The sequence below is a fragment of the Sphaerimonospora thailandensis genome, from assembly GCF_016863115.1.
GTDB lineage: Bacteria > Actinomycetota > Actinomycetes > Streptosporangiales > Streptosporangiaceae > Sphaerimonospora > Sphaerimonospora cavernae.
The window spans coordinates 61,189-82,763 of record NZ_BOOG01000035.1 but is presented as its reverse complement, the minus strand read 5'-3'; the positions used below and the strand labels follow the sequence as shown (position 1 = coordinate 82,763).

Here is a 21,575-nt window from a genome sequence, read left to right as displayed (position 1 = left end):
GTAGGTGCCGGTCGAAGAACGCCGCAGCAACGCCACGGATGGCGACGTCCATTTCAATCCGATCGACTTCAGCCAGGAATGGGGCGATCACCGGAATGCGCTCGGGTGCGAACCGCCGGATGGCACGGTGGGTCTCCACCTCGATCAAGGCGGAGGAGAAAACACCCTGATCCACCCGCTCCGCAAGCCAGTTGGAAAGGACCTTCGACTCTGGTTCCGGATGAATCAGTTTAATCATCGCAGAGCTGTCGACGTAGATCAAAACCGCTCCTCCTCCCTCATCCGGATGAGCTCTTCGGTGACGTTGACGTCGTCGTATGGCTCGGTCTCCATTTCGGCCAGGAGTTGGCGGAGATTCCCAGTCGCGGGGATGGCGCGGCCTTGGGCCACCCACTCGGCGAGGATCGCGCTCGGTCCGGGTACGGGGACCAGTCGCGCGACGGTGCGGCCGTTCTCGATGACCTCGATGGTCTCGCCCGCGAGGGTCTTGTCGAGGTAGTCGGCGGCGTGATCTTTGAACTCGGTGACTCCGATGCGCTCCATGTTCTCCATCATGCGTGTCATGGGGTCACCGTAAAGCAGCGCCGCCCGTTTCGGGACCGAAACAGCACGGAAAGTATCCGGAGAATTTCTCTCCGTAGTTATACGCGGTGGCAAGCTGTTCCGCCTCCGTGATCTTGCGGTGATCACGGAGGCGGAAATGAGTGTGATGTCAGGACAGGCCGGGGGCGGGGAACTGGGCGGTCAGCTCGGTGACCTCGCGGCGGACCCGGGTGATCACGTCCTCCGCCTCGGCCTCGCCCTTGGCGACCGCGGTGACCACCTCGTCGATCCACGTGCCGATCTGGCGCATCTCCGCCTCGCCCATCCCGCGCGAGGTGACCGACGGGGTGCCGATGCGGATGCCCGACGGGTCGAACGGCTTGCGCGGGTCGAACGGCACCGCGTTGTAGTTGGTCTCCAGACCGGCCCGGTCGAGGGCCTGGGCGGCCGGCTTGCCGCCGATGCCCTTGGGTGTCAGATCCATCAGGATCAGGTGGTTGTCCGTGCCCCCCGACACCAGGTCGAAGCCGCGGGCGAGCAGCTCGTCGGCGAGGGCCTTCGCGTTCTTCACGATCTGCGCGGCGTACGCCTTGAACTCCGGCTGGGCCGCCTCGTGAAGGGCCACGGCGATGGCGGCGGTGGTGTGGTTGTGCGGGCCGCCCTGCAGCCCGGGGAAGACCGCCTTGTTGAGCGCCGTGGCGTGCTCGTCGGAGTCGGCCATGAGCATCGCGCCGCGCGGCCCGCGCAGCGTCTTGTGCGTGGTCGTGGAGATCACGTCGGCGTGGCCGGCCGGTGAGGGATGCGCGCCGCCGGCGACGAGACCCGCGATGTGCGCGATGTCGGCGGCGAGCACCGCGCCGACCTCGCGGGCGATCTCGGCGAACGCCGGGAAGTCGATGGTGCGCGGGATGGCCGTGCCGCCGCAGAAGATCAGTTTGGGCCGGTGCTCCAGCGCGAGGGCGCGCACCTCGTCCATGTCGACCCGGCCGGTGTCCCTGCGCACGCCGTACCGCACCGGGTTGAACCACTTGCCGGTGGCCGACACCGACCAGCCGTGGGTGAGGTGACCGCCGAACGGCAGGCCCATGCCGAGCACGGTGTCACCGGGCTTGAGGAACGCCAGATAGATCGCGAGGTTGGCGGGGGAGCCGGAGTAGGGCTGGACGTTGGCGTGGCGCACTCCGAAGACCGACCTGGCCCGCTCGACGGCGATCGTCTCGATCTTGTCGATGACCTGCTGGCCCTCGTAGTAGCGCTTGCCGGGGTAGCCCTCGGAGTATTTGTTGGTCAGAACGGTCCCGGTGGCCTCCAGGACCGCCCTCGAGACGTAGTTCTCCGAGGCGATCAGCTTGACCGTGTCGGTCTGCCGCCGCTCCTCCGCCCTGATGAGCTCGGCGATCTCCGGGTCGACGACGTTCAGCGAGTTCTCGGCCATGGCGCCTTCTTTCTCCATCGACACTTCATCGAGGGCGGCGACCCAGGCGCACGGCCGCCGCTGACTCGCTCCCCGGTGGTGCCCCACCTGTTACCCGTGCCCGGGGGCACGCCAGCGCCAGTCGCGGTGCCTTCAACACTATCCGAGGGTCTCTCGCCCGAGCGCCGGGTCCGGCTCAGGAGCCGGAAATCACGCGTCGCCGGGCTTGTGGTCGTGCCGGGCCCTGCCGTTCAACGGCCACAGGCGGTCCACCTCGGCGTTCAGGGTGGCCCCGATGAGCACGGCGAGCGCGGTGATGTAGAGCCAGAGCAGCAGGGCGATGGGGGCGGCGAGCGAGCCGTAGATCGACAGCGGTGTGAACCAGGCGGCCAGCACCTCACGTAACACGGCCGCGCAGAGGATCCAGATGAAGAGGGCGAGCACGGCCCCCGGGAGCTCGCGCCACCACCGGGTCCGGTGCGGCACGCTGACGTGGTAGAGCAGCGTGAGCATCAGCACGGAGCCGACCACGACCACCGGCCAGTAGAAGACCGTCACGACGACCTCGTACCGGGGCAGTGCGTTGGACAGCAGGGTGGGCCCGATGACGAGGATCGGCATGACGATCAGGCCGATCAGCAGCGCGGCCACGTAGAGCCCGAAGGACATGACGCGGGTGCGGATGATCCCCCGCTCCTCGCCCAGGCCGTACGCGATGGAGATCAGGTCCACGTAGACGAACAGCGCCCGGGAGCCGGACCACAGCGATAAGAGGAACCCGACGGAGATCAGCGAGACCTGGCCGCCGGTGAGCACGTCCGACAGCAGCGGCTCGACCACCCGCTCCACGGTGTTGTGGGTGAACAGCAGTTCCGACTGGTCGATGACCCACCGCCGGATGTCCCGGACGGTCTGGTCGCCCAGCAGACCGCTGAGGTGGCCCATGACGCCGAGCAGTCCGAGCACGAACGGCGGCAGCGACAGCAGCGCGAAGAACGCCGCCTCGCCGGCGAGGCCGGTGACCCGGTAGTTGATTCCGGCGATCGTGGTCGCCTTCGCCAGGGCCCAGACGCTGGTCTCCCTGACCCAGGTCAAGCCGGCCCTGGCCGCCGTCATTCCCCGGCGTGACAGATGCCTCGGCGTTCGCCGCGTGCGCGCCGACGCGTCCGTGGAGATCAATACGCACCCAACCGGTGTGAGAAACGTGCTAGACGCCCAGGATAGGGGGCAGGTGGGAATGCTCGGGAGAGGATGCGGCACGATGATCTGCGAAGCGTGTAAGGACCGCAGGCACGAGGACTGCCGCGGCGGCTCGTGGTGCGACTGCCAGCACAAGGAGCCCATGGACGAAGGCCATGCCGAGCCCCCGGAGAACTGGGTCCGCCAGGGGTGAGCCCACCGTCTCATGATTGACGTCCGCATGTTGGACGGGAACTTGGACATCTGGGATCTCCCGGGTATCGTTTGTGACATGCCAGCGGACCCGTTGCTCGTCGTGCGACGCCACGTCGACCTCCAGCGCGTCCGCAGCGCGATCTGTATCGACGCCGGCTGACCGCCGCCCTCCGCTGTTCCATTCGGGCGCGCCGCCTGGCGTCTTCTTTTCCTGCCCCCGCCTTCGATGACGAGGCGGGCGGCCGCCTGCGCCGCGCCCGGGACCGATCCGACATCGATTCTCGGAAAAGGACGCGCCCATGAGCACCCCGGCCCGCCCGGCGAACCGCCACCACAAGCGCCAACGCGGTGAGGGCCAGTGGGCTCTCGGTTACCGTGAGCCGCTGAACGCGACAGAAGAGAACAAGAAGAACGACGACGGGCTCAACGTCCGTCAGCGCATCATCGACGTCTACGCCAAGCAGGGCTTCGACTCGATCGACCCGTCCGACCTGCGGGGCCGGTTCCGCTGGTACGGCCTGTACACCCAGCGCAAGCCCGGCATCGACGGCGGCAAGACGGCCGTGCTGGAGCCGGAGGAGCTCGAGGACCGCTACTTCATGATGCGGGTCCGCACCGACGGCGGCCAGCTCAGCCTGGAGCAGCTGAGGGTCATCGCCGACATCTCCAACGAGCACGCCAGGGGTACGGCCGACGTCACCGACCGGCAGAACATCCAGCTCCACTGGGTCGACATCGAGTCGGTGCCGGACATCTGGGCGCGGCTGGAGGCCGTCGGCCTGTCGACCACCGAGGCATGCGGCGACACGCCCCGTGGGATGCTCGGCTGTCCGCTCGCCGGGATCGATGCCGACGAGGTGATCGACGGCAGGGCCCAGCTCCGGGAGATCCGCGAGCGCTACATCGGCAATCCGGAGTTCTCGAACCTGCCGCGCAAGTACAAGACCGCCATCAGCGGCTGTGCGGCGCACTGCACCGTGCACGAGATCAACGACATCTCGTTCGTCGGCGTCGTCGACGAGCGAGGCGAGGCCGGTTTCGACCTCTGGGTGGGCGGCGGCCTTTCGACCAACCCGATGTTCGCCAAGCGGCTCGGCGTGTTCGTCCGCCCCGAGCAGGTTCCGGAGGTGTGGGCCGGGGTCACCGGCGTCTTCCGCGACTACGGCTACCGGCGGCTGCGCAGCCGGGCGAGGCTGAAGTTCCTGGTCAACGACTGGGGACCGGAGAAGTTCCGTGAGGTGCTGCAGACCGAGTACCTCAAGTACGACCTGCCCGACGGCCCGGCTCCCGCGGCGCCGAGGGGCGAGCGGCGCGACCACGTCGGCGTACACCCGCAGCGGGACGGCAACTTCTACGTCGGCTTCGCCCCCCGGGTGGGCCGGCTCAGCGGCGACCTGCTGCACCGGATCGCCGACGCCGCCGAGCGCCACGGCTCCGGCCGGGTGGCGACCACGATCGAGCAGAAGATGGTCATCCTCGACGTCGCGCCCGACCGGGTGGAGTCGATCGTCGCCGAACTGGAGGCCGTCGACCTCCGGGTCACCCCGTCCACCTTCCGCCGCCAGACGATGGCCTGCACCGGCATCGAGTTCTGCAAGCTCGCGATCGTCGAGACCAAGGACGCCGCGTCCGCGCTGATCGACGAGCTGGAGCGCCGCCTGCCGGACTTCACGGAACCGTTGACGATCAACATCAACGGCTGCCCGAACTCCTGCGCCCGCATCCAGACGGCGGACATCGGCCTGAAGGGCCAGCTCGTGGTCAACGACAAGGGCGAGCAGGTCGGGGGCTACCAGATCCACCTGGGTGGCTCGTTCGGCGTCGAGTCGAGCTTCGGCCGCAAGGTCCGCGGGCTCAAGACCACCACCGAGGAGCTGCCCGACTACGTGGAGCGGGTCGTGCGCAACTTCGCCAAGCAGCGCGACGAGGGCGAGAGCTTCAGCGAGTGGGTCCGGCGGGCAGACGAGGCCGATCTCCGGTGAGCGCCCCCGGTACGGAACGGGCCGTCCCCTTCTACTGCCCCTACTGCGGCGAGGAGGACCTGGAGCCCTACGTCACCGAGGAGGAGAGCCACGGCTGGTACTGCCGATCCTGCGCCCGGGCGTTCCGGGTGCGGTTCCTCGGACTCGGCGTCCGTCGCCCGTTATGAGCAGAAATGACCAGCACGTGTACCGGCACGCGTGAGGAGTGGAGTAGCGATGACACTGATGGCGATCGAGGCCGGACTGGAACGGCAGCGCGCGACGCTCGACCTGCAGGGCATCGTGGAGTCGGCGGCCCGGTTCCTGGAGGACGCGCCCGCCCGTGAGATCATCCGCTGGGCGGCCGCGACGTTCGGCGACCGGCTCTGCCTCACCTCCTCGATGAGCGACGCACTGTTGATCGACCTGGTGAGCCGCGTCAAGCCCGGCGTCGACGTGCTGTTCGTGGACACCGGCTACCACTTCGCGGAGACCATCGGCACGCGGGACGCGGTCGAGGCGGTCTACAAGGTCAACGTGATCAACGTGAAGCCGTCGCGCACGGTCGAGGAGCAGAACCGCGACCTCGGCCCCCGGTTGTACGGCCGCAACCCCGACCTGTGCTGCTACCTGCGCAAGGTGGAGCCGCTCAACCGGGCGCTCGAGCCGTACCTCGCCTGGATCTCCGGGATCCGCCGCGACGAGTCGCCGACCCGGGCGAACACGAAGGTGGTGGAGTGGGACGCCAACCGCCAGATGGTGAAGATCAACCCGATCGCCGCCTGGACGCAGGCCGACGCCGACAACTACATCGCCGACAACGGCGTGCTGATCAACCCGCTGCACTACGACGGCTACCCCTCGATCGGCTGCGCCCCCTGCACCCGCCGCGTCGAGCCGGGCGAGGACCCGAGGAGCGGCCGCTGGGCCGGCCTCGGCAAGATCGAATGCGGTATCCACCTCTGATCGCGGTGGCGCACGGGTCCCGCGACCCGCGCGCCGCCGCCACTGTCGAGGCCCTGCTGGACCGGGTGCGGCGCGCCCGTCCCGGTCTGGAGGTGCGGGCCGCCTACCTGGACCACACGCCCCCGGCCCCGGCCCGGGCGCTGGCCGACCTGGACGAGGCCGCCGTCCTCCCGTTGCTGCTCACGGCCGCCTACCACAGCCGCGTCGACATCCCCGCCGCGCTGCGCGAGGCGTCGGTGCGTCGGCCGTGGCTGCGCGTCCACCTCGGCGCGACCCTGGGCCCGCACCCGCTGCTTGTCACCGCACTGGAACGCCGTCTCGCCGAGGCCGGAGTGGAGGTCGGAGATCCGGACACCGCCGTGGTCCTGGTCTCCGCCGGCTCAAGCGACGCGCGGGCCAACGCCGTCGTCGGCCGCCTCGCCCGCCGATGGGCCGGGCTGCGCCCCTGGTGGTCGGTCACGGCCGCCTACGCCTCGGCCGCCGCCCCCACCCCGGCCGAGGAGGTGGTACGGCTCAGGCGCGCCGGAGCCCCCAGGGTGGTGGTGGCCCCCTATCTGCTCGCGCCGGGTCACTTCTCCGACAAGGTGCGGCAGGACACCCTCCTGGCCGGGGCGTACCGTGTCGCCGACGTCCTCGGCCCCGCCCCCGAACTCGCCACGATCCTCCTCGAACGGTACGCCCAGGCCGTACAGCACCAGGCCGTACAGACCGGCATGATGCCCGCGACCGCCTAACGGCATCCGTGATCTTGCAGTGGCGATCCGACTGCAAGATCACGGCCAGGGGGTGGGAATGGGTGGGGGAAAATGAGTTGCGGGGGTTGGTGAGGGGGCTGTTACTGTTCGGGCAGACGCCGCGATGGGCGCGGCCGCCGGTTGGGGAGGTGAGGACTATGCGGGTCTTTCTGACGACCACGCCGTCCGTCAACTCCCGGGTGTCCGCCTAGCCTTCGACATTTCGCTGGGACACCCGGTTTCCGAAGGGTGTTTTCCACCGATGTCTTCTTCTTTCGATCTGTCTCTGCTCGGCTGGCACGACCGGCTCGAGGCCCTGCTCCCCGACGGCACCGTTCCCGCCCGGGTGGCTCGGGTCCACAGGGGCGCTGCCGAGGTCCTCTCGGCCGGCGGCGAGCATCATGTGAGGTTCGGCGCCCGCGTACGGCGGGCCGCCGCCGACGATCCCGTCGCGCTGCCATGCGTGGGCGACTGGGTGGCACTGAGCCCGCTCGACGCGGCCGCCTACGAGGGGGGCCGCTACGAGTTGGCGGCAGTGCTGCCGCGTACGACCGCCTTCGTCCGGGGCGGGGTGAGCCGCGACTCGCGCGGGGGCCTGTCCGGCGACGGCCAGGGTCAGGTGCTCGCGGCCAACGTCGACGTGGTGTTCGTCGCGGAGCCCTCGATGCGTTCTATGCCGCCCGAGGGGGTCCGGGGGGTGCTCCCCCCGGGTAAACACAGCGCTGACCTTGGGAGGATCGAGCGGCTCGTCGCGCTCGCCTGGGAGAGCGGGGCCCGGCCGGTCGTGCTGATCACCAAGCCCGACCTGTTCGATCTGGGCCTCGACGATCTCCTCGCGGACGTCGCCGCCGCCGCGCCGGGCGTGGACGTCCACCCGGTCTGCTCACTGACCGGGGAGGGGGTGGACCTCGTCCGTGCTCACCTCAACGGGGCCCATCTCACCGGGGCCCATCTCACCGGGGCCCGTTCCGCCGCAGCCGGGACCGCCGTGGTGCTCGGCCCGTCGGGAGCGGGCAAGTCGACACTCGTCAACGCCCTCGCCGGCGTCGATGTCATGGAGACGCAGCAGGTCAGGGCCGCCGACGGGCGCGGCAGGCACACCACCGTCCACCGTGAGATGATCATCCTGCCCGGCGGCGGGCTCATCATCGACACTCCCGGCATCCGCCGGGTCGGGCTCTACGACATGAGCGACGGTGTCGACCGGGTCTTCTCGGACATCGAGGAGCTGGCCGAGGGATGCCGGTTCTCCGACTGCGGGCACACGGCCGAGCCCGGCTGTGCCGTACAGGAGGCGCTGGAGTCCGGGGAGCTGCCGGAGCGGCGGCTGGAGAGCTGGCGCCGTCTGCGGCGTGAGGCGCGCTGGATGGCGACCCGGACCGACGCGCGGCTGCGCAGTGAGGAGACCCGCAAATGGAAGATCATCCATAAGGAGATGCGGCGATCCGGGCGAAACCGCCCCTGAGAGTGGGTAGGGACCGCTCTATGAATCGGGTACGGTTGCCGTTCACCGACCGCGCGGAGGCGGGGGCGCTGCTGGCCGAGGTCCTGTCCGGCATGGCCTTGGCTGATCCGGTGGTGCTGGCCCTGCCGCGCGGTGGGGTGGCGGTGGCCGTACCCGTGGCCGAACGGCTGGCGGTGCCGCTGGAGGTGCTCGTCACCAGGAAGATCGGCTGCCCCGACCAGCCGGAGCTCGGCGTCGGAGCGATAGCCGAGGGCGGTGAGCCGGTGTTCGACCGCGAACTGCTGTACCGGCTCGGCTTCGAGCCCGAGGACGTCGCCCCGGTGATCGAGCGCGAGCGGCGCGAGCTGGCCAGACGGGTGCGGGTCTACCGGGCCGATCGGCCGTTGCCCGAGGTGGCTGATCGCGACGTGGTCGTGGTCGACGACGGGCTGGCCACCGGCGGCACGGCGCGCGCGGCGGTGCGGGCGGTGCGATCCATGCAGGAGGGAAACGGCAGGGTCATTCTCGCCGTGCCGGTGGCCGCCGGCGAAACCGTGGAGAGCCTGCGCGCGGAGGCCGACGAGGTCGTCGTGGTCGCCACCCCCGCGGGTTTCCGGGCCGTGGGGCAGTGGTACGAGCGTTTCGACCAGCTCGCCGACGACGACGTTCTCGAACTGCTGGGACGCGCGTGAGGAATGATCGAGGGGTGTCCCGTTCGGGCACGGCGCGTACCGGACGGGACACCCCACGATGACGAGGCGTGTCGGGGAAGGGGGAAGACGTCGCTCAGGCTACGGCGCTGATGCCTGCGCTCGCGGCGCGGCGCATGCGGCGACGGCGCTCGGAAGCGCGCTCGTCCTCGTTGAGCCCACCCCATGTGCCGTACTTCTCCGGCCGGGAAAGGGCGTAGTCGAGGCACTCAGCGCGCACTGGGCACTGGGCGCAGATGGCCTTGGCCTTGCGCTCCCTGATGTCACGCTCCGGCTGACGCTCGCCGTCAGGCCCGAAGAACAGCACAAGGTCCTCTCCCCGGCACGCGGCATCATCCTGCCAACCCCAGCTGGGGCGCGGGCGGGCGAGCTGCCGACGTACCTGAGACATGGGAAACCACCTTCGGTGAGAGGTATTTCGTGTTTGTGCCGCATTGGACGCTTATGGCGTCCCTGGTACCAACGCCGGGATCAGCCGTGAATGTTCCCGGTCTCTGTCGAGCCCTCAGGTCAATGCCGGGGTGAGCTGCCTCAGCTCGGCCAACCTGTAGGTCGAGATCTCGTCGGCACAGGTCGTACCGCACGGTGTCGTGAACACCGTGGGTTCGACCACGACCCGAAATCGCGACGATCCACGCTGTGCCGTGCAGCGCACGACGCACACCGTGGTGCCGCCTTCCGACCGGGAGGATTCCACGGCCACCCCGCCGACCGAGAGCTCCCCCGTATGGGACCGGACGAAATGCTCAGCGGCTTGCAGTGGCTCAGGGATACCCGCACGTCCCCGGAAACGGTCGAGGACGACCTCGCCGTGCCGGTACGCGTTTGCCGCCGCGATCGCAGCAGCCTGAGACATGCTGCCGTAGTAAAGCCCGTGTGGCAAGCATACGAGGTTGGCGGCGTATCGATCGCCGCCCAAATGTGTGGTTTCCCACACCTCGCCACGTAGGTTCTCACCGAGGAACCTCGCCAGGGGCAGTCCCAGACGGGCGCAGCAGGCGTTGCGCTTGCCGTGCGTGCACACCAGGAACATCGGCTCGCTCACCAGTATGCAGGACTCCGGAACCACTCCGTGCACGAGAAGGTGCAGGTCAAGATCGTCCGGGTGCTCGAAGAGGCCCTCGGCCAGCCACGGATCATCTCCCGTCGACGACGCCACGAACACGTGCAGCGGTGCGGCCGGCGCGTCCCGCCGGCCCGGACGGCGGATGAGTTGGGGCCGGATCCCCAGCGAGGTGGCGCGGTCGACCAGCGCGCGCATGGCCGCCGGCAGCCGCCACTGGTCGGCGTGCGCCGCCCACGGTCCGGCGTGCTCGATGAGCAGCCAGGCGCGGGCCCCGACGGTCGCGCTCGCCAGGATCGGCGCCTCGCCCGTGTGGCAGGCGGCGGGATGATCGCAGCCGTTCGCCATTTGGGTAGCCGTCCCTCCCGTGTGAATTAGGTAAGTCTAACCTTAGCGGACACCTTCGGAGCCGCCGCGAGCAGGTGTGCGGATTCGCTGAAACAATCCCCCGGAAACCATCAAGATTGCCTCATGGAGGATTCGTCTCGAGTGTCGGAGCGGGGGGCCGGGTGGGCCTGTCAGAAGATCGGCACGTTCGAAAAGCTCCGGCCCAACCAGAGCACCTTCACCTGGCTGCGCCCGACCACCCTGTGGCGGTCGAGAAACGAGATCCTGGCCAGATGGCTGGGTGACCCGTCACCGCAGGTGCGCCGACGCTGGGTGGCGGGCCAGCGGGAGCGCGGCGCCGACCCCGGTTTCCGCGTTCCCGTGGCAGCGGGGGAGGAGTTCTCCTTCCTGGTCCTGGGGGACACCGGCGAGGGCGACGCCTCGCAGTACGCCGTCGTGCCAGGCATGCTCAAGATCGGCCGGGGCACCTCGTTCGCAATCATCGCCAGTGACGTGATCTATCCGACGGGCTCGGGCAACGAGTACTGCGACAAGTTCTTCCGGCCCTACAAGGACTACCCCGCGCCGATCTACGCGGTCCCCGGCAATCACGACTGGTACGACGGGCTCGGCGGATTCATGCGGGTCTTCTGCGACACGCCCCCGCTCGCGCCGCGGCGGCAGGGGTTCCGGCCGTCTCTCTCGGGGCTGCGGGGCCTGCTGTGGAAGAAACCGGACCCCATCGACGAAACCGCGCTGGCGAAGGCCCGCGAGCTGCGCGGCCTCCCTGCGCAGCGCGGGCAGTACGAACGGCGCGGGCAGCGTGACCGGGACGGGCGGTGGGCCGTGCAGCCAGGCCCGTACTGGGTGCTGGACACGGGCAGGCTGCTGATCGTCGGCATCGACACCGGGATCGACGGCACGCTCGACCGCGAGCAGGGCGAGTGGCTGCGCCGCGTCTCGGCCGATCCCCTGCCCAAAATCTTGATCACCGGCAAGCCGATCTACGTCAACAACGCCCATCACCCCTGCCCCATCGAGGGCGGCGGGACCGTCGACGACGTCGTCCGCGACCCGGCCAACCGCTATGTGGCGGTGATCGGCGGGGACGTGCACAACTACCAGCGCTATCCGATCCGGGTGGACGACCGGACGATCCAGTACGTCGTGTCCGGCGGAGGCGGCGCGTTCACACACGCCACCCACACCATCCCCAGAGTGGACGTCGGGGGCGTCGAAGAGGACGAGTTCCGGTGCTATCCCCTGCGTGGGGACTCGCTGTCCTTCTACAGCCTGCTCTACAGCAGGCGGCTGCACCTGCGCGGGCTCTACGTCACGCCCGAGGAGGGGGTGGCGCTGATGTCCCGTCAGATCGGCAACGTCCCGCCGCGACCGGCGTCGAACCTCCGGTTGACCGTCCGGATGCGGTGGGCGGCCCGCCTGCTCGGCGGCTGGCGGATGCCGTTTCATCTGCCCGTGGGGCGGTTCTTCCACCGGTGGATCTCTGAGCTGTCCGACTGGGACACCCCGCCGTTCTTCAAGAACTTCCTGCATCTCTCGGTGGGCGGCGACAGCCTGCGCATCCGCTGCTACGCCGCGACCGGGTGCCTCCCCCAGGAGATCGACCCGCCGCTGGAGGACGAGGTCGAGATCCCGCTCTGACAGCCGTACGGGCCCGGGTAGTGACTGCCGGGCACGACCTGAGAAACCGTCGGTCCCGCCTGGCACGCTGGAGCCGTGCACGTTGTGGTGACGGCAGGCCCGGGCGGCGGCGGGACGATCCACCCCCTCGGCCGGGGACTGAGGGGAGACGTCCCGGCTGGGGGCGTCCCGGCCCGTGTGCCCGACCTCGCCGAGGCCGTGCGGGCGCTCGAGGCCGGTCGGCCCCGCTGGGTCTGGGCGGACGCGCGGGAGGTCTACCCGGCGATGCTGGCCCGTGGCGTACGGCTCTCGCGCTGCCACGACGTCGCCCTCACCGAGGCGCTGCTGCTGGCCGCGGAGGGCCGCCCCCATGAGAGCCGAGCCGCAGAGGGCCGCGCCGAGGAGCCGAGAGGGCGCCAGGCGGCGCCGTACGGCCGGGGGCCCCAGGGGACGCAGGGGACGCAGGGGCCCCAGGGGACGCAGGGCAGCCTCTTCGAGCCGGCGGACGAGGTGGGACCGTCGGACTCCGAGCGGGCCGGTCTCGTCGCTGAGAGGTTCGCCGAGCAGCGGCACAGGATCGACCGGACGGCCGACCCCGGGCGGTTCCGTCTGCTGGTCGCGGCCGAGTCGGCCGGCGCCCTGATCGCCGCCGAGATGAGCCATGACGGCATGCCGTGGCGGGAGGACGTCCACGACGCGCTGCTGACCGAGCTGCTCGGGCCCCGCCCGGCCCACGGCATGCGGCCCGCCCGGCTGCAGGCGCTCGCCGACGAGGTCTCCGCGGCCTTCGGGCATCCGATGAACCCCGACTCGCCGCAGCAGATGGTCAGGGCCTTCCGCGGTCTCGGCATCATGATCTCGTCCACCCGGTCCCACGTGCTCAAGCAGGTTGAGCATTCGGCGGTCGAGCCGCTGCTGCGGTACAAGGAACTGTCCCGGCTGCACAGCTTCCACGGCTGGGCGTGGGCCGACCAGTGGGTGAGCGGCGGACGCTTCCGCCCGGAGTACGTCGTGGGCGGTGTGGTGAGCGGGCGCTGGGCCACCAGCGGCGGGGGAGCGCTGCAGATCGCGAAGGTGATGCGCAAGGTCGTCGTGGCCGACGACGGCTGGTCGCTGGTCGTCGCCGACGCCGCCCAGCTGGAACCCCGGGTCCTGGCCGCCGTGTCGGAGGATCGCGGGCTCGCCGCGGCCGCCGGAGAGATCGACCTGTACGCCGCGCTGGCTCAGGCGTTCGGCGGGTCGAGGGACGCCGCGAAGATCGCGATGCTGTCCGCGATGTACGGCGGGACCAGCGGCGACGCGCCCAAGCTGCTGGCGGTCATGCGGCAGCGCTTCCCCAGGGCGTACGCCTTCGTGGAGGACGCGGCCAGGTTGGGAGAGGAGGGGCGCCTGGTCAGGTCGTGGCTGGGCCGCACCTGCCCACCGCCGTCCGCCCGCTGGCGCGAGCTCGTCTCCGGCCCGGAGGGCGGCAGGGCGGCCCGGGACCGGGGGAGGTTCACCCGGAACTTCGTGGTCCAGGCCACCGCGGCCGAGTGGGCGCTCACGCTCATGGCCGTGCTGCGCGGCCTGCTGCCCGAGCCGGCCAGGCTGGTGTTCTTCCAGCACGACGAGGTCATGGTGCACTGCCCGCTGGACCTGGCGGACGAGGTGCGCGCCGCCGTCGCCCGGGCGGCAGAGGAGGCCACCCGGCTGCTTTTCGGCCCGACCCCTGTGCGCTTCCCGATGGAGGCCGTGGCCGTACGGTGCTATGCCGAGGCCAAGTGAGCCCGATCAGGCGGGGGTGAACGTGTCCCAGAGCGCCTTGCGCACCGGCGGGGAGGACTCGGCCCAGTCGAAGTCGGGCGCGGTGAATGTGATCGAGTAGGCCTGTCCCCCGGCGGTCACATAGCGCGTGACCTTGTGCACGGTGACCTGGTGGGAGTCCATATAGGTGTACTCCCACTCGGCGGCCGGCCAGCGGTAGGGCGTCTCGCGGAGCTGGATCTGAGTGTATTCGGGGTGGTCGTCGACGTTCAGGCTCCGTTCGGCGGCCTGCAGCGCGGCCAGCCCGCCGTCGGCGATCTTCCGTACCGTGATGGCCTGCCCGCTGTCGCTCGGCCCGGAGAACGTGACGGTGTCCTCCTTCACCGAGACGGTCCACTCCTTGGGCACGGCGAGCGAGATCCCGGCTTCGGTGTGGGTCCGGAAGCCCTTGGGCGCCTGCGCCGCCGACGGTAGCCGCTCGTTCGAAGAAGTATTCGAAGAGGTGGCGGCCGCGGTGGTGCGCGTCCCGCCCAGCGTCTCCTTCTCTGAGCCATCGGGGGAGTCGCCGGGCAGCAACGTGAGCAGCAACGTGACGACCACGGCGATGACGGCGACCGCCGCCAGGGCCACGAGGACCATGGAGGACCGGGAGGCCTGCTTGCGCGGCGGCGGCTCGGGGGTCTCCTTGCGCCTGCGGCCGACGGCGGGGACGGGGCGCGCGGGCGGGGCCGCGGGCTCGGTGAGGCTCCCCAGCGCACCGGGCCCTCCGAGAACACCGGGCCCTCCGAGAACACCGGGCCCTCCGAGAACACCGGGCCCTCCGAGAGCATCGGGATTTCCGAAAGCACCGGTGGGGCTGGTGAGGGAGCCGGAGGCCGCCGGGGTGGGGGCGGCCAACGGGCCCTGCGGCGGCGCGTCGGGGCCGGGCGGCTGCGCAGCGTGGCTCCCGGGCGGCTGCGCCGGGTGCGGCCGCGCGTCCTCGGGGTGGACCGGCACGCGGACGGGACCCGACGGGGTCTCGATGATGCGCGAGGGCAGCGGCCCCGACGGGAGGTCCAGCGGCGGCAGCAGCCCGGCCGGCGTGGAGTCCTGCGGGGTCGGCATGGAGGTCAGGGAGCCCGGGTGCCCGGTCACGGCCGCGCCGTGACTGTGCAGGATCCCTTCCAGCATCCCGGCGATCTGCGCGGCGGGCAGGCGGTCGGCCGGGTTCTTGCGCAGCAGGCCGTCGATGACCGGGAGCAGCGCGCCCGCGCGCTGCGGCCGGTTCGGCTCCTGCGTCAGAACCGCGCCGAGCACGGCGACCGCGTCCGGTCCCTCGTACGGCGGCCGGCCCTCCACCGCGGCGTACAACGTCGCGCCGAACGACCACAGGTCGGCCGCCTGGGTGACCGGGCGACCCCGCAGCCGCTCCGGCGGGATGTAGGCGGGAGAGCCCATCAGCAGCCCGGTCTGGGTGATGCTGACATCGCCCTCGATGGCGGCGATCCCGAAGTCGGTGAGCACCACGCGGTCGCTGGTGAGCAGCACGTTGCCCGGCTTGACGTCCCGGTGGAGGATGCCGGCGGCGTGGGCGTGGCGGAGCGCGTCGAGCACCCGGACGCCGATCTCGGCGGCCTGCACCACGGGCAGCGGCCCGCTCTGCCGCACGGCCTGCTCGAGCGACCAGGCGCGGACCAGCTCCATGACGATCCAGGGCCGGCCGTCCTCCTCGACCACGTCGTGGACGGTCACGATGCCGGGGTGGCTGAGCCGGGCCGCCGACCGCGCCTCCCGCAGCATGCGGCGGTGCGCCGCCTGCATGCCCGCGTCGTCGAGACCGAACGGGAGGATCAGCTCCTTGACCGCGACGTCACGGTCGAGCAGCACATCATGGGCCTGCCACACCATCCCCATGCCGCCCCGGCCCACGGGGGACAGCAGCCGGTAACGCCGTCCGATGAGGCGGCCCTGCCCTACCGGACCGAGCAGGCGATCGGTCGTCATCAGAAATGGTCCCCAATTCACCGCCGGATTTTCTGAGGCTGACCACCGATACTAGAGTCAATTGGCGGTCAAGGGGAATTCAGTGCTCCGGCCAGCGCTTCCAGCGCGGTGGTGAACGCCTCGGCGGGCGGGCTCACCAGACCGGCGCCCACCTGACCGGTCCCGGCCACGCGCCCGGCGATCCCGGTGTTGACGACCGGCAGCAGTCCGGTGCGCGCCACCAGTGTGACGTCGATGCCTACCGGGGTGCCGCGGAAGCCGAGACCGGGGATCTGGTACGCCGGGTGCTCGGCCAGCGTGATCTCGTACATCGAGGTCGTGGCGGTCACCGCGTCCGCGACGTCGCCGCCGACGAACCGCACGATCGCCGGGGCGGCCGCCATCGCGAACCCGCCCAGCCCGGTCGTCTCCGTGATGGTGGAGTCACCGATGTCGGGGTTGGCGTCGGCCGGGCCGTACGCGCCGAGGTACAGGCCGTCCGGCACCCCGGCGGGGCCGGTGAACCAGCGGTCGCCCAGCCCGGATATCTGAATCCCGAAATCGGTCCCGTTGCGCGCCATCGCCACGACGAGGCTGGAACCGGGAACGTTCCTGGCCGCGTCGGCGCTTACTTTCGCCGCGGCCATTCCCGCATTGAGGAAGAAATGATCGTTTCCGTTGATGAAACGGAGAACTTCGGCGGCCCGGTCCGGCGCCGCCTCCACGACGGCGGGGGCGATCTCGCGGACCAGCAGCGAGGTGGCCGCCCGGTTGCGGTTGTGCAACTCGTCGCCCATCTGCAGGGCCTGTGCGGTCAGCGACCGTAGGTCGATCGGCCCGCACCGCTCCAGCGCCGCCCGGAGCACCGGCCCCAGCACCTCGCCCATCCAGCGGAGGCGGTCGATCACCTCGGGGCCGTACGCGCCGTACCGCAGCACCTTGCCCAGGCCCTCGTTGAGCGAGCAGTACGCCGTGCCGCCGTGCTCGTCGTCGGCGACCTCCAGCATCCACATCGACGGGCTGACCACGCCCGCCATCGGCCCGACCGTGCGATGGTGGTGGCAGGAGTCGAGCGTGACGCCGCGGCCGCTTCCCGCGCCCCCGTCCGGGCCGGTGGCCGCCGCCAGCGCCGCCTCGGCCTCCTCCGGCGTGCGGGCCAGGCCCTCGAAGAGCATCGCGCCGATCAGCGCGCCCCGCATCGGCCCGGAGGCCCGGTCCCAGGTGATGGGCGGGCCGGCGTGGAAGAACGTGCCCGGTTCCAGGCCGAGCACCTCGCGGGCCGGTCGTACCCCGACGAGCCGGGGCCGGGCGGACACCAGCCTGCCCACGGCGGTCTCGTTGGCGCGCTCACGGCGCGGGTCGGCCAGCACCCCGGCCAGGACGTCGGCGGCCACCCCGGCCATCGGCGGCCGCCAGTCCACCCCGGTCCTCGGCACGGCCTGCCGGTCCAGAGCCTCGCCGAGGATCTCGGCGCCCACCGTGATCACATGGGGCTCGCCGTTCAGCATCGAGAGGGTCATACCGCTCCTCCGGTCAGGGGTACGGCCAGGCGCGCGGCGTGGCGGGCCGCCGCCGCGTTGGAGGTGAACACGGCGGCGCCGGCCTCGTTCAGCCGGGCGGCCTGAGCGCGCAGGCCCTGCGGGTCGCCGTCGGTGCCGACCAGTGCGACCACGGCGGCCACGCCCCGGGCGGCGGCCCGCGCGAGCCCGGGCGCAAGCGAAGCGGCCGGGTCGGGGTCGGCGCCGTGGCCCAGCACGACGTCGAGCAGCACCACGCCGCGGTCCACGGCGGCTAGCGCCTCCAGGCGCAGCGCCGGGTCGATCATCGGGTGCGCGCGGCCACGGGTGTACTCGTCCGCGCCGAAGTCGGTGAACTCGGCGGTTTCCCGGGCGGGCATCGCCCGCGTGATCAGTTCCGCCTCCGTGCAGAGCGTGCCGCCGCAGTAGAGCCCGCGCAGCGGCCCGCCGCCCGACAGCGGCCGCGGGGCCGGCCAGTGCGGCCACCCGGGGACGGGGACGCCGAGCGTGCTGAGCACCTTCGCAGCCGCTGCCGTCAGGTCGTCCTGGCCCGGCCCGAGCAGCGCGGCGACGATCGGCTTGGTGAGGCTCAGGTCCCGTACGGCCCGGGCCACCTCGGGAGCGGGCGGTTTGGAGATCAGCACGATGAGCTCGGTCGCGGGGTCCGCGTCGAGCGCGCGCAGCGCCTGGATGGTGGAGCGCCCGCCGACCTCGGCGGACAGGTCCCGGCCGCCCACGCCGAGCACGTGGCCGACCCCCACCCCGGCGAGGTCGAGCAGGCTCGTCACCTGCTGGGCGCCGGTGCCGGAGGCGGCGACCACGCCGACCGGGCCGGGCCGCAGCACGTTGGCGAAGCCCAGGCCCGCGCCGCCGATCACCGCGGTGCCGCAGTCGGGTCCCATCACGAGGACGCCCCGCTCACGGGCCCGGTCCTTGAGCAGGATCTCCTGCTCGATCGGCATGTTGTCGCTGAAGATCATGACCGACAGCCCGGCCGCCACCGCGTCCATCGCCTCGGCGAAGGCGTGCTCCCCGGGGACGCTGACGAGGGCCAGGGTCGCGGGGGTCGCGGGGGCCGCGGACGCCTGCGCCGTTCTGGCCGCCGAGCGCACGGTGCGGGGGAGCGTGCCACCGGGCCGTGCCCCCTCGGTCCGGGCCCCACCGGATCCGGCCGCAGAACCCCGCTCGGCCAGGTGCCGCTCCAGGTCGGCGGCGGCATCCGCCAGTTCGTCGGCGGACCCGGCCCTGATCGCGACGAGCAGGTCACCCGGCGTCGCGGTGCCGGGTACGGCGAAGCCGAGGTCGCGGGCCATCTCGACGTTGAGCGCGGTGGCCATCGCGACGAGGGCGACGCTCACCCATGGCCGGGCGGTCAGCGCCCGGCTCACGCGCATCAGGCTCACCGAGTCGCGGTAGACCCCGGCGCGGACTTCCACCAGATCGTTCAAGAACGCTCCTTCCCGGACATGACGGCCTCGGACGGGGCGGCCTCGGACGGGGCGGCCTCGGCGATGACGGCGGACAGGCCGATGCGGATGCCCAGCAGCATGTCGGCGCCCGAGGTGTGGCCGAGGCGGAGCAGACGGTGGACCGCGGGCTCCAGCGCCTGGAGACCTGCGACGCCGCGCAGCACCCCCAGCACCTCCGGGCCGGCCTGACCGTGGGCGGCGCAGTGGAGCAGGGTGGCCGAGATCGGCGTCGTCCGGGTGCGGGCGTCGTAGGTCACCGCGGCCGCGAGCCAGTCGGCCAGCCGCACGGCACCGGGTGCGTCCGCGGCCCGGCCGAGGTGCCGCAGCGTGACCAGCAGCCCCGACAGCATGTCGTCGCCGCTCGGGGTCAGTCCCGGGCCGAGTCCGATGAGTCCCTCGGCCGCCGTGACACCGTCCACCAGGGAGCCGGACAGGCAGCCCCGCGCCAGCAGGGCCGGGGCTCCGGCCGGGTCCAGCCCCGGCCGCCGGGGCGACCTGGCGCCGATCGCGTCGAGCACGGCCAGGGCGGCGGGCAGCCGTACCGGATCGGCGGCGCCCAACGGCGGCGCCGGGTCCCACCACCGGCGGACCCCGACCTCCAGCCCGCCGATCCCGACGGTTCCGTCGCCCGCCCAGCCCTCGTCGCCCGAGGAGAGCCCGTCGAGCGGCTCGGTCAGCACGACCGCGTTGGGCAGCCGGCTGGCCTCTCCGGTGACGACCGCGATGACGTGCGGTTCTGTCTCGCTCCTGACCTCCAGGTAGACCGCGAGCGGGAAGGCCGCCAGCACGCGGGCGGGCCGGCGCGGCGACTCCAGTGTGGAGCGCAGGGCGGCGCTGGCCGCCCCGGTCACCCGCGTCACCCTTCGAGGGCGCGTGCCAACGGTCACCGGACCTCCCCTCCTGCCGGCCGGGACACCTCGGCCATCTGCTGCCGACGCTAAAGCGCCACCGGCGGAGCCCGTACGGGGAAAGATGCCAACAGTCCGGCGAATGCTTGGCTCTTCCTGCCAGGAAGGTCGGTCGGGCACAATCTGCCCATGAAGAACGATCCGGCTCCTCCGGCGATGCGTCTGGCCAGCACCGGAACGATCCTGTACGGAGTGTCCGTCGGCGAGGTGCTGGGGGTGTCGACTCTCGCGGAGGCCCGGCTGATCGCGGGGCGGAGCGGCCTGGACCGCATCGTCCAGCGGCTCAACGTCATGGAGGTGCCCGACATCCTCGCCTGGGTGAAGCCGCACGAGTTGCTGCTCACCACCGGCTATCCGCTGCGCAACACCCCGCAGTCGCTGGACCGCCTGGTGGCGGATCTCGACGAGCGCGGCCTGGCCGCGCTGGCGATCAAGCTCGGGCGCTATCTGGACGAACTGCCCGGCGAGATGGTCGAGCAGGCCGACCGGCTCGGTTTCCCGCTGATCCTGCTCCCCAACGACGTCGCCTTCGACGACATCCTCAACCAGGTGCTCACCGACATCCTCAACCGCCAGGCCGCGACCCTCGCGCGCGCGGAGGAGGCGCATCGTGCGCTCGTGCAGATCGTGCTCGCCGGGGGCGGGATGCGCGAGGTGGCAGCCGAGGTGGCCGGGCTGCTTCAGGTGGCCGTGGCCATGGTCGACACCTCCGGCCGGATCCTCGCCACGGCGGGGGAGGCCGATCAGGTGGCGCTGCTGCGCGAGGAGTTGGTCGTGCCGCGCGGGAGCAGGACGTCCGGTGGCGGGCGCTGCACCGCGGTGCCGGTGGTCGCCGGGGGCCACCACCACGGCAAGATCATCGCGTACGGCGCGGCCGGTCCGCTCACCCCCAGCGACATCGGGCTGCTCGAACGCGCGGCGACCGTCGCCGCCCTGGTCATCACCCGGCAGGAGGCGGTCACCGCGGTCGAGAGCAAGTACCGTGCCGACTTCCTCAGGGACGTGCTCACCGGCCGGGGCGGGACCAGGGTGGCCGAGCGGGCCAGGGGGTTCGGCTGGGACCTGGAGCGCCGGGTCGGCGTCGTGGTGGCCGAGCTCGACCCGGACGCCGAGGACCGGCCGGTCCAGGACCGCATGCTCGCCGCCTGGCAGGCGGCCGTCCGCAGGCACGACCCGCGCGGCGCGGTGGCCGGGTTCTCACACGAGGTGGTCGCGATCGTCGGGGCCGCGGTGGACACGACCAGGCTCGCCCGCGAAGCGCTCGCCGCCGTCTGCGACGGCACGTTCTCCACCGGTCTCAGCCGTGTCGCCGACGGGGTCGACGCGATTCCGGGGGCGTACGGCCAGGCCCTGAAGGCCGCCCGGGTGGGCCGCCAGCTCCACGGCGCGGGGGCGGTGGCCCACTTCGACGAGCTGGGCGTCTACCGGCTGCTGTCGCTGGTGAACGACACGGGTGAGTTGCACGCGTTCGTGCGCGAGACGCTGGGCTCACTGGCCGGGGACGACGACGCCGAGAACGCCGACCTGCGGCGCACCCTGCAGATGTTGCTGGACACCAACCTCAACGTGGCGGAGACGGCCCGCCGGCTGCACTTCCACTACAACACGCTGCGCTATCGCATCGGGAAGCTGGAACGCATGCTGGGCAACTTCACCGAGGACGCCCACCTCCGGCTCAACCTCACGCTGGCACTGCACGTACTGCGCATGCGGGGCATCTGAGTTTGGCAGATCATGCCCATGTCTATGGGCGCGGCCAGACCTAAAGTGCCCCAAAC

Annotated in this window: 21 protein-coding genes; 11 read left to right on the top strand and 10 right to left on the bottom strand. The window is 71.4% G+C overall.

Going from position 1 to position 21,575, the window contains the following annotated elements:
- The 4 genes from Mth01_RS18770 to Mth01_RS18755 form a co-directional block, all read right to left on the bottom strand.
- Positions 1 to 262: PIN domain-containing protein (locus tag Mth01_RS18770; protein ID WP_204017183.1), on the bottom strand; the 262-nt coding region annotated here is incomplete at its 3' end.
- The gene (locus Mth01_RS18765) at positions 259 to 564 is read right to left on the bottom strand and encodes a type II toxin-antitoxin system Phd/YefM family antitoxin (RefSeq protein WP_204017182.1); all 306 of its coding nucleotides are present in this window, start codon (positions 562 to 564) and stop codon (positions 259 to 261) included. The genes Mth01_RS18765 and Mth01_RS18770, both read right to left, overlap by 4 nt.
- 148 nt (positions 565 to 712) lie before the next feature.
- Positions 713 to 1,996 carry a serine hydroxymethyltransferase gene (gene glyA, locus Mth01_RS18760; RefSeq protein ID WP_275408981.1) on the bottom strand — a complete coding sequence of 428 codons (1,284 nt, stop codon included), beginning with the start codon at positions 1,994 to 1,996 and terminating at the stop codon, positions 713 to 715.
- A gap of 171 nt (positions 1,997 to 2,167) precedes the next feature.
- Positions 2,168 to 3,073, bottom strand: coding sequence for a YihY/virulence factor BrkB family protein (locus Mth01_RS18755; RefSeq protein ID WP_204017181.1), 906 nt, complete (start codon positions 3,071 to 3,073; stop codon positions 2,168 to 2,170).
- Positions 3,074 to 3,218: 145 nt separating this feature from the next.
- Here Mth01_RS18755 and Mth01_RS30160 point away from each other — a divergent pair, with 145 nt between their 5' ends.
- The 8 genes from Mth01_RS30160 to Mth01_RS18725 all read left to right on the top strand — a co-directional run bounded on the left by Mth01_RS30160 (position 3,219) and on the right by Mth01_RS18725 (position 9,149).
- On the top strand, positions 3,219 to 3,350 hold the full coding sequence (locus Mth01_RS30160; RefSeq protein ID WP_275408980.1) for a hypothetical protein: 132 nt from the start codon (positions 3,219 to 3,221) through the stop codon (positions 3,348 to 3,350).
- A 12-nt stretch (positions 3,351 to 3,362) separates the two neighbouring features.
- Positions 3,363 to 3,512, top strand: coding sequence for a putative leader peptide (locus Mth01_RS30425; protein WP_407695958.1), 150 nt, complete (start codon positions 3,363 to 3,365; stop codon positions 3,510 to 3,512).
- Between the two features lie 139 nt (positions 3,513 to 3,651).
- A complete protein-coding gene (locus tag Mth01_RS18750) occupies positions 3,652 to 5,334 on the top strand; it encodes a nitrite/sulfite reductase (RefSeq protein WP_204017180.1) in 1,683 nt (560 codons plus the stop codon).
- Positions 5,331 to 5,501 carry an Insertion element protein gene (locus tag Mth01_RS18745; RefSeq protein WP_204017179.1) on the top strand — a complete coding sequence of 57 codons (171 nt, stop codon included), beginning with the start codon at positions 5,331 to 5,333 and terminating at the stop codon, positions 5,499 to 5,501. The genes Mth01_RS18750 and Mth01_RS18745 overlap by 4 nt, the downstream gene beginning before the upstream one ends.
- A 49-nt stretch (positions 5,502 to 5,550) precedes the next feature.
- Positions 5,551 to 6,279, top strand: a complete 729-nt coding sequence (locus Mth01_RS18740; RefSeq protein ID WP_204017178.1) for a phosphoadenylyl-sulfate reductase — start codon at positions 5,551 to 5,553, stop codon at positions 6,277 to 6,279.
- Positions 6,261 to 7,013 (top strand): sirohydrochlorin chelatase, encoded by a 753-nt coding sequence (locus Mth01_RS18735; RefSeq protein WP_204017177.1) that lies wholly within the window; start codon positions 6,261 to 6,263, stop codon positions 7,011 to 7,013. The genes Mth01_RS18740 and Mth01_RS18735 overlap by 19 nt, the downstream gene beginning before the upstream one ends.
- Positions 7,014 to 7,275: 262 nt before the next feature.
- Complete coding sequence (gene rsgA / locus Mth01_RS18730; RefSeq protein WP_204017176.1) at positions 7,276 to 8,478, top strand: ribosome small subunit-dependent GTPase A; 1,203 nt, start codon at positions 7,276 to 7,278, stop codon at positions 8,476 to 8,478.
- Between the two features lie 20 nt (positions 8,479 to 8,498).
- Complete coding sequence (locus Mth01_RS18725; RefSeq protein ID WP_204017175.1) at positions 8,499 to 9,149, top strand: phosphoribosyltransferase; 651 nt, start codon at positions 8,499 to 8,501, stop codon at positions 9,147 to 9,149.
- Between the two features lie 94 nt (positions 9,150 to 9,243).
- On the opposite strand, the gene Mth01_RS18720 is transcribed toward Mth01_RS18725, so the two are convergent.
- Both Mth01_RS18720 and Mth01_RS18715 read right to left on the bottom strand, forming a co-directional pair.
- Positions 9,244 to 9,558, bottom strand: coding sequence for a WhiB family transcriptional regulator (locus Mth01_RS18720; protein WP_076434697.1), 315 nt, complete (start codon positions 9,556 to 9,558; stop codon positions 9,244 to 9,246).
- A gap of 114 nt (positions 9,559 to 9,672) precedes the next feature.
- Positions 9,673 to 10,578 carry a sucrase ferredoxin gene (locus Mth01_RS18715; protein WP_204017174.1) on the bottom strand — a complete coding sequence of 302 codons (906 nt, stop codon included), beginning with the start codon at positions 10,576 to 10,578 and terminating at the stop codon, positions 9,673 to 9,675.
- Between the two features lie 123 nt (positions 10,579 to 10,701).
- On the opposite strand from Mth01_RS18715, the gene Mth01_RS18710 reads away from it, so the two are divergent.
- Together Mth01_RS18710 and Mth01_RS18705 are read left to right on the top strand one after the other, a co-directional pair.
- Complete coding sequence (locus Mth01_RS18710) at positions 10,702 to 12,219, top strand: metallophosphoesterase family protein (protein WP_204017173.1); 1,518 nt, start codon at positions 10,702 to 10,704, stop codon at positions 12,217 to 12,219.
- 75 nt (positions 12,220 to 12,294) lie between these two features.
- Positions 12,295 to 13,962, top strand: coding sequence for a bifunctional 3'-5' exonuclease/DNA polymerase (locus tag Mth01_RS18705; protein ID WP_204017172.1), 1,668 nt, complete (start codon positions 12,295 to 12,297; stop codon positions 13,960 to 13,962).
- A 6-nt stretch (positions 13,963 to 13,968) separates the two neighbouring features.
- Here the strand turns inward: Mth01_RS18705 and Mth01_RS18700 are convergent, their stop codons facing one another.
- The 4 genes from Mth01_RS18700 to Mth01_RS18685 form a co-directional block, all read right to left on the bottom strand.
- Entirely contained in the window at positions 13,969 to 15,924 is a 1,956-nt protein-coding gene (locus Mth01_RS18700; protein WP_204017171.1) for a serine/threonine-protein kinase, read from the bottom strand.
- Positions 15,925 to 15,992: 68 nt separating this feature from the next.
- Positions 15,993 to 17,423 carry a YlbE family protein gene (locus tag Mth01_RS18695; RefSeq protein WP_204017170.1) on the bottom strand — a complete coding sequence of 477 codons (1,431 nt, stop codon included), beginning with the start codon at positions 17,421 to 17,423 and terminating at the stop codon, positions 15,993 to 15,995.
- Positions 17,420 to 18,868: an FdrA family protein gene (locus Mth01_RS18690; protein ID WP_239089798.1), complete on the bottom strand. Its 1,449-nt coding sequence runs from the start codon at positions 18,866 to 18,868 to the stop codon at positions 17,420 to 17,422. Before Mth01_RS18690 ends, Mth01_RS18695 begins: the two co-directional genes overlap by 4 nt.
- Positions 18,865 to 19,776 (bottom strand): DUF2877 domain-containing protein, encoded by a 912-nt coding sequence (locus Mth01_RS18685; protein WP_204017169.1) that lies wholly within the window; start codon positions 19,774 to 19,776, stop codon positions 18,865 to 18,867. The genes Mth01_RS18690 and Mth01_RS18685 overlap by 4 nt, the downstream gene beginning before the upstream one ends.
- Before the next feature lie 150 nt (positions 19,777 to 19,926).
- Between Mth01_RS18685 and Mth01_RS18680 the strand changes: the two genes are divergently transcribed.
- On the top strand, positions 19,927 to 21,519 hold the full coding sequence (locus Mth01_RS18680; protein WP_204017168.1) for a PucR family transcriptional regulator: 1,593 nt from the start codon (positions 19,927 to 19,929) through the stop codon (positions 21,517 to 21,519).
- Positions 21,520 to 21,575: the final 56 nt, after the last annotated feature.

Coding starts and splice junctions, on each gene's coding strand:
- Mth01_RS18765 (WP_204017182.1), bottom strand. CDS start 564: ATGACACGCATGATGGAGAACATGGAGCGCATCGGAGTCACCGAGTTC.
- glyA (WP_275408981.1), bottom strand. CDS start 1,996: ATGGAGAAAGAAGGCGCCATGGCCGAGAACTCGCTGAACGTCGTCGAC.
- Mth01_RS18755 (WP_204017181.1), bottom strand. CDS start 3,073: ATGACGGCGGCCAGGGCCGGCTTGACCTGGGTCAGGGAGACCAGCGTC.
- Mth01_RS30160 (WP_275408980.1), top strand. CDS start 3,219: ATGATCTGCGAAGCGTGTAAGGACCGCAGGCACGAGGACTGCCGCGGC.
- Mth01_RS30425 (WP_407695958.1), top strand. CDS start 3,363: ATGATTGACGTCCGCATGTTGGACGGGAACTTGGACATCTGGGATCTC.
- Mth01_RS18750 (WP_204017180.1), top strand. CDS start 3,652: ATGAGCACCCCGGCCCGCCCGGCGAACCGCCACCACAAGCGCCAACGC.
- Mth01_RS18740 (WP_204017178.1), top strand. CDS start 5,551: ATGACACTGATGGCGATCGAGGCCGGACTGGAACGGCAGCGCGCGACG.
- Mth01_RS18735 (WP_204017177.1), top strand. CDS start 6,261: ATGCGGTATCCACCTCTGATCGCGGTGGCGCACGGGTCCCGCGACCCG.
- rsgA (WP_204017176.1), top strand. CDS start 7,276: ATGTCTTCTTCTTTCGATCTGTCTCTGCTCGGCTGGCACGACCGGCTC.
- Mth01_RS18725 (WP_204017175.1), top strand. CDS start 8,499: ATGAATCGGGTACGGTTGCCGTTCACCGACCGCGCGGAGGCGGGGGCG.
- Mth01_RS18720 (WP_076434697.1), bottom strand. CDS start 9,558: ATGTCTCAGGTACGTCGGCAGCTCGCCCGCCCGCGCCCCAGCTGGGGT.
- Mth01_RS18715 (WP_204017174.1), bottom strand. CDS start 10,578: ATGGCGAACGGCTGCGATCATCCCGCCGCCTGCCACACGGGCGAGGCG.
- Mth01_RS18710 (WP_204017173.1), top strand. CDS start 10,702: ATGGAGGATTCGTCTCGAGTGTCGGAGCGGGGGGCCGGGTGGGCCTGT.
- Mth01_RS18700 (WP_204017171.1), bottom strand. CDS start 15,924: ATGACGACCGATCGCCTGCTCGGTCCGGTAGGGCAGGGCCGCCTCATC.
- Mth01_RS18695 (WP_204017170.1), bottom strand. CDS start 17,423: ATGACCCTCTCGATGCTGAACGGCGAGCCCCATGTGATCACGGTGGGC.
- Mth01_RS18680 (WP_204017168.1), top strand. CDS start 19,927: ATGAAGAACGATCCGGCTCCTCCGGCGATGCGTCTGGCCAGCACCGGA.